Consider the following 6,172-nt stretch of genomic DNA (forward strand, 5'->3'; position numbering starts at 1 on the left):
CACCACTTTAGTTTTCGGTCAGGGTGATGTCAAATAGCGAAATGGAACAAGGACTCGAATCGGGGGACGTTGCGCCGCGTCCGGTCAAGGCCGGAGGGCGGCGCTATGGCGGCGTGGCGCAGGCGCAGCGGGAACAGGCGCGCCGCGCCGCGCTGATCGACGCGGCGACGGAAGTCTTCGGCACCGTGGGGTTTCGTCGTGCGACGGTACGTTCGGTATGTCGGCTGGCGAAGCTCAACGACCGGTACTTCTATGCGGCGTTCGAAAACATGGAGCATCTGTTGCGGGCGACGTACGCACACCACGCGCAAGCCCTGCTCACGCACTTGCGGACGGCGGGGGCCGCGAGCGCGCCGACGCTCGATGCACGGCTCGACGCCGGTCTGCGCGCCTTCTTTGCGTTCCTGCGGCAACCGCATGCGGCCCGGGTGGTGTTGCTCGAAGTCATGGGCGTGAGTGCCGAGACCGATCTGACCTATCAACGCTACATCTTCGAATTCGCCCGGCTGATTCTCGGCATGGCGGTGGCGCCGCCGCCTTCGGACGAGGCGGCGCAGGCGCAGGCGCGCATCGTCGGCCTCGCACTCGTGGGCGCCATGACCAACGCGGGCATCGCGTGGGTGCTCATGGGCTACCAGGACAGCGAAGCCTGCATGGTGGCGGCGTGCCGCCGCGTGCTGCGCGGTGCCCTCGGCGCGTCCGAGTGATGCCGCGGCTGCCGCGTGGTGCTGGCGGCGACATCGTCTCACCGGGCGTGTCGTCGCCGCGCGCTTCGCCAATGTCCGGCTCTGCGCGAGCGCATACGAACGCACGGCCACGCATGCTCGCTACAATACGCTTTTTGCGAGCGACGCCCGCGTGCGTCGCCGCCCCGAATTTCTCACTCTTCAAAGGTCGGACATGACCACTATCGGAACCCCGTTGTCGCCGAGCGCGACGAAAGTCATGCTGTTGGGCGCTGGCGAACTTGGCCGCGAAGTGTTGATCGCGCTGCAGCGACTGGGCGTCGAGACGATTGCCGTCGATCGCTACGAAAACGCGCCGGGTCAGCAGGTCGCACATCATTCGCGCACCATTGCGATGACCGACCCGGAGCAGCTCAAGGCGTTGATCGAGGCGGAAAAGCCCGACCTGGTCGTGCCCGAGATCGAGGCGATTGCCACGCCGATGCTCGAAGCGTTCGAGGCCGACGGCGTGGTGCGCGTGATCCCGACGGCGCGCGCCGCACGCCTGACGATGGATCGCGAAGGCATCCGCCGCCTGGCCGCCGAAACGCTCGGCCTGCCGACGAGCCCGTACCAGTTCTGTGATTCGCTCGAACAGTTGCAGGCGGCCATCGATGGCGGCATCGGCTATCCGTGCATCGTCAAGCCGGTGATGAGCAGCTCCGGCAAGGGGCAGAGCAAGATCGACGGCCCCGCCGATGTCAAGGCGGCCTGGGATTACGCGATGGCCGGCGGCCGTGTGAGCCACGGCCGCATCATCGTGGAGGGCTTCATCGATTTCGACTACGAAATCACGCTGCTGACGGTGCGGGCCCGGGGCATGGATGCACAGGTCGAAACGCACTTCTGCGCGCCGATCGGCCACAAGCAGGTGAGCGGCGATTATGTCGAGAGCTGGCAGCCGCACCCGATGTCGTCCGTGGCGCTCGAGCGTGCGCGGCACATTGCACGCGAGGTCACGAACAATCTTGGCGGACAGGGCATCTTCGGTGTGGAACTGTTCGTGAAGGGCGACGAGGTGTGGTTCAGCGAAGTGAGCCCGCGTCCGCACGACACCGGCATGGTCACGATGATCACGCAATGGCAGAACGAGTTCGAGTTGCATGCGCGCGCGATTCTGGGCCTGCCCGTCGACACCACGCTCAAAACGCCGGGTGCGAGCGCCGTGATCTACGGCGGCGTGGACGCGAAGGGCATTGTGTTCGACGACGTCGAGCGCGCCCTGCAGGTGCCGCGCACGGACATTCGCCTCTTCGGCAAGCCGGAGAGCTTCGTCAAGCGCCGCATGGGCGTGGCGCTCGCGTATGACGACAATCTCGACGTGGCGCGCAGTCATGCCGTCGAGGCGGCCAGCCGGGTCAAGCCGCGCGCGGTCTGACGCTTCCGCGCGGCAGCGACGTTCGAGCGCAGGAACAAAGCGGGCGTGGTGGGCATCGGCCCACCACGCCCGCTTTGTCGTTTCACCATCGCGTTGATTCGCCACGTCGCAAGGGCTTCGTTCCGCCATTTGCCGAACAACGATGGAGTGGTGCCACGTCTCAGGGCTGCTGCAGCGTGATCATCTGCCCTCGACCGTGCGGGGTGTCGAAATCCAGTCGTGGGCCGAGCGGTTCGATGCCGGTCGGATTGATCGTGCGGTGGCTCTCGTAGTAATGCCCCTTGATGTGCTGGAAATTCACCGTCGCGGCAACGCCGGGTTGCTGATAGATGTCGCGCGTATAGGCGTACAGGTTCGGATAGTCGACGATGCGCCGCACGTTGCACTTGAAGTGACCGACGTAGACGGCGTCGAAGCGAATCAGTGTGGTGAAGAGTCGGATGTCCGCTTCGGTCATGCGCTCGCCGGTGAGAAATCGGCGGGTGGCCAGACGCGCGTCGAGCATGTCGAGAGTGTCGAACAGCGGCGTGACGGCTTCCTCGTAGGCCGCCTGGGTGGTCGCAAATCCGGCCTTGTACACGCCGTTGTTGACCGTGTCGTAGATACGCGTGTTCAGCGCGTCGATCTCCTCGCGCTGGGCCAGCGGATAGTAGTCGCCGGGGATTGCGCCGAGTCCGTCGAACGCGCTGTTGAACATGCGCAGGATCTCGGACGACTCGTTGCTCACGATGGTACGTCGTTCGGTGTCCCAGAGTACCGGCACGGTCACGCGGCCGGTGAAGCGCCTGTCGGCGGCAAGATAGACGTCGCGCAGGAACGCGGCGTCGCCTACGGGATCGCCGGTCACGTTCGGCCCGGGCTTGAAGGTCCAGCCGTCGTCGAGCATCAGCCAGTTGACGACCGCGACAGGCACCATGTCCTGAAGGCCTTTCAGGGCACGTGGAGCGGCCCCACGTATCTGAGGACACAAGGACTCTCTTAAAATAACGGATAGTCTTGTGCCTATCAGTAAGCCTAGTCATTACGTGGAACCCATCGAAATTCTGACCGAGCCGGAGCGCCGTCGGCGGCGCACGGCGCAGGAAAAAATCGCCATCGTGCAGGAGACGCTGGCACCGGGAGCATCGGTGTCAGCCGTGGCCCGGCGGCACGGCGTGAACCCGAACCAAGTGTTCGGCTGGCGCAAGCAATACCAGGAAGGCAGTCTGGCGGCGGTGAAAGCGGGAGAAACCGTAGTGCCCGCATCGGAGTTGGCTGCAGCCATCAAGGAAATCAAGGAGCTGCAACGGCTGCTCGGGAAAAAGACAATGGAAGTCGAAATCCTGAAGGAAGCCGTGGAATGGGGCCGTTCAAAAAACCTGATTGCGCGCTCGCCCTTGCTGCCGGGGGACGACCATTGAAAACGGTCTGCGAAGTTCTCGGCGTGGCGCGCTCTGTTGTGGCAGTGAAGCAGGCTCGTTCGTCTGACTGGCAAGACGGTCGCCGTGCCAAGCCCACCGACGACACGGAACTGGTCGAGGAAATCCATGGCCACGTGGCGCATCTGCCAACCTACGGCTACCGGCGCATCTGGGCGCTGCTGCGCCGCAGTCGCGAGATGGTCGGCGCACCGTGCATCAACCACAAGCGCGTGTATCGGGTCATGCGTGAGCACCATTTGTTGCTGCGTCGTCCCGGCGTGCGGCGAGACAAGCGGCGGCACGACGGTCGCGTGGCCGTGGATAGGAGCAATACCCGCTGGTGCTCGGACGGCTTCGAGTTCCGGTGCGACGATGGCACGCCGCTGCGCGTGACGTTCGCGCTGGATTGCTGTGACCGGGAAGCGATTAGCTGGGCTGCTACGACCGGCGGGCATAGCTGCGACGTGGTGCGCGACGTGATGCTGGCGGCCGTCGAGCAGCGCTTCGGCACCACGCAGACGGCGCAGGCCATCGAATGGCTGACGGACAACGGCTCGGCCTACATCGACCATCGCACGCGCAGCTTCGCGCGCGAGCTGGGCCTGGAGCCGCTGACCACGCCCGTACGTTCGCCGCAGAGCAATGGCATGGCTGAATCGTTCGTGAAGACCATGAAGCACAATTACGTCGCCTATATGGACAAGCCCGACGCGCCAACGGCGCTCTCGCGTCTGGCCATTGCGTTTGAACATTACAATGAGCGCCACCCGCACAAAGCCCTGAAATACCGCTCGCCTCGCGAGTTCAGGCGAGCAGCGGCGTCATCAACCTAACGGTGTCCACGTGTCCTGAGTTACAGGGGCAACTCCAGCACGCATGATGAGCGTGCGGTGCGCCCAGGGGCAGGCGTAACTCACGTAAAGCAGGTAGCGGCCACGCCGCGCGGCGAAGCCGCCGTCGCCGCTGGGGCCGGGAGCGCCGTCGGGCGTCACCCAATGACGGAACGTCGCGGGGCGGCGCTCGAAGCGGCCGCCGGTGGCGCGGGTGTCATACCAATCGGTGTGCCACTCGCCGTCGATCAACAAACCCATCGCATCACCTCCTGACGGAAACGTTCAGCATACCTGCAATAACGAAAAAACCCCGCATGAGCGGGGTTTTCGGTTCGGGCAGGCGTTGACGCGTTGCCCGAGTCGCATCGACCGCTTGCGCGATCGGCAGCGAATGCGTCGCTTACAGCGGCGTGATCTGGCTGGCTTGGCGACCCTTCGGACCATCCTTCACTTCGAAGCTGACCTTCTGGTTTTCCTGCAGCGACTTGAAGCCCTTTGCCTGGATTTCCGAGAAGTGGGCGAAGAGATCTTCACCACCTTCGTCCGGCGTAATAAAACCAAAACCCTTGGCGTCGTTGAACCACTTGACGGTACCAGTTGCCATTTCTTAAATCCTTAAAGTTTTCAAATGAGCGAGCGAGAAGCTCAGCGAGCGCATGACATTAAAGCTGATCAGGTACAACCGAGGTGACGCAGAGGGCGACATTAGATGAACACAAGACTCGCCATACAACGTTCATGCACCCGTTTTTTTACGGGAAAGGCTGGAAGGTGTCAAGCAGGGAAACTTTTGGATTGTTGATCCACGCCAGTTTCCAGCCAGTTTCCCTACCGCTTTCGCTGCGATGCGACATGCGTGTTCCATTAACGGACGACCGGCCGGGTCACTTACCGATCCTCTCATATCTGTGAGGGGTAGTTATGGCATCTCCGCAAGCCATACATAGCGTAACGCCGGGACTTCGATACCAGGCGACACCGCAATCTGGTGTACCGGACCGGCGATGCCGCCGAGCCGCTCGTAGAAGCGGCGCGCTCGCACGTTTCCCGCCAGGACCCACAAATACAGCGAGGTGTGCGGATCGAGCGCAAACGCCCAGTCCCACACACGGTGGAAAAGGGCGCGGCCGATGCCTTGTCCCTGCCAGGCGGCCGCCACGTGAAGGTTGTCGAGCAGGATGCCGTCCGTGCCCGACAGAGCGCACACGAAGCCCGCCAACGGTCCGTTGTCGGTATCGGGACAGGCTTTCCATATACGCAACGCGGGGTCATCGGCACGCAGTAGCCGCTCGCGCCACAACGCAGCGTGTTCCTGTTGCAGCTGCATGCGCATAGATTCAGCGGGAAGCGCATGTGCGTATGTGGCGTACCAACTGCTGGCATGCAGCGCGGCAATGTCGGCGACGTCCTGCATCGTCGCACCCAGAATGCGAGTCGTCGTCATGCCGCCGTACCTCGCATTCCTGCTTGGCGGGAAGCGCATCGATTGAGTTGAGAACCTGGGATGCAGAAAAACGAGACCCAGAAGACCGCGCCGGAAAAGGATTCCGGGCGCATGTCTTGTGGCGTAGGCGCAACGTGTGCGCCGACATGCCGGCGTGTCATGGAGGTGTCACCGCGTTATGCGGTCCGAGCGAATGGGGAGCATGACGACGTCTGAACGTCTGCCGTCCTGCGCCAACCACTATAGCGCGGTTACGTCGTCCCGAGGCGTACTGCAAGCGATGGCTGCCTCATACGCGAGCGAGCGTGAGCGTGGCGACGACCGGCGATCGTCGGTCGCGACCTGTGCTGCGGTGTGGACTTTGGCGTGGCGGGCGGAGGCAGCGGCGCATG

General features: G+C 63.5%; 6 protein-coding genes and 2 pseudogenes. 4 read left to right on the forward strand and 4 right to left on the reverse strand.

The window, feature by feature from the left end:
* The first annotated feature begins 26 nt into the window (after positions 1–26).
* Entirely contained in the window at positions 27–707 is a 681-nt protein-coding gene (locus tag W930_RS0102665; RefSeq protein WP_023874058.1) for a TetR/AcrR family transcriptional regulator, read from the forward strand.
* 193 nt (positions 708–900) lie between these two features.
* Positions 901–2,103 carry a formate-dependent phosphoribosylglycinamide formyltransferase gene (gene purT / locus W930_RS0102670; RefSeq protein WP_023874059.1) on the forward strand — a complete coding sequence of 401 codons (1,203 nt, stop codon included), beginning with the start codon at positions 901–903 and terminating at the stop codon, positions 2,101–2,103.
* Positions 2,104–2,263: 160 nt separating this feature from the next.
* Here the strand turns inward: purT and W930_RS25805 are convergent.
* Positions 2,264–3,043 (reverse strand): annotated as a pseudogene (locus W930_RS25805) (glutathione-dependent reductase); the annotation flags it as partial.
* A 94-nt stretch (positions 3,044–3,137) separates the two neighbouring features.
* Here W930_RS25805 and W930_RS0102685 point away from each other — a divergent pair.
* Positions 3,138–4,336, forward strand: a protein-coding gene (locus W930_RS0102685) for an IS3 family transposase (protein WP_162835264.1) whose coding sequence is annotated in 2 segments (ribosomal slippage) — positions 3,138–3,453 and positions 3,453–4,336 — 1,200 coding nt in all. Because the reading frame shifts where the segments join, the coding sequence is not laid out codon by codon here.
* A gap of 36 nt (positions 4,337–4,372) precedes the next feature.
* Here the strand turns inward: W930_RS0102685 and W930_RS25810 are convergent.
* From W930_RS25810 to W930_RS25815, 3 genes and pseudogenes are all read right to left on the reverse strand, one after another.
* Positions 4,373–4,594: pseudogene (locus tag W930_RS25810) on the reverse strand (glutathione S-transferase family protein); the annotation flags it as partial.
* Positions 4,595–4,736: 142 nt separating this feature from the next.
* The gene (locus W930_RS0102695; protein WP_023596404.1) at positions 4,737–4,940 is read right to left on the reverse strand and encodes a cold-shock protein; all 204 of its coding nucleotides are present in this window, start codon (positions 4,938–4,940) and stop codon (positions 4,737–4,739) included.
* A 315-nt stretch (positions 4,941–5,255) separates the two neighbouring features.
* Positions 5,256–5,780 carry a GNAT family N-acetyltransferase gene (locus W930_RS25815; RefSeq protein WP_023874064.1) on the reverse strand — a complete coding sequence of 175 codons (525 nt, stop codon included), beginning with the start codon at positions 5,778–5,780 and terminating at the stop codon, positions 5,256–5,258.
* 202 nt (positions 5,781–5,982) lie between these two features.
* Between W930_RS25815 and W930_RS30720 the strand changes: the two genes are divergently transcribed.
* Positions 5,983–6,172, forward strand: a 190-nt coding sequence (locus W930_RS30720; RefSeq protein ID WP_235195476.1) for a hypothetical protein, incomplete at its 3' end; no start/stop codon positions are given.

The organism is Pandoraea sp. E26 (assembly GCF_000681415.1).
GTDB lineage: Bacteria > Pseudomonadota > Gammaproteobacteria > Burkholderiales > Burkholderiaceae > Pandoraea > Pandoraea pnomenusa.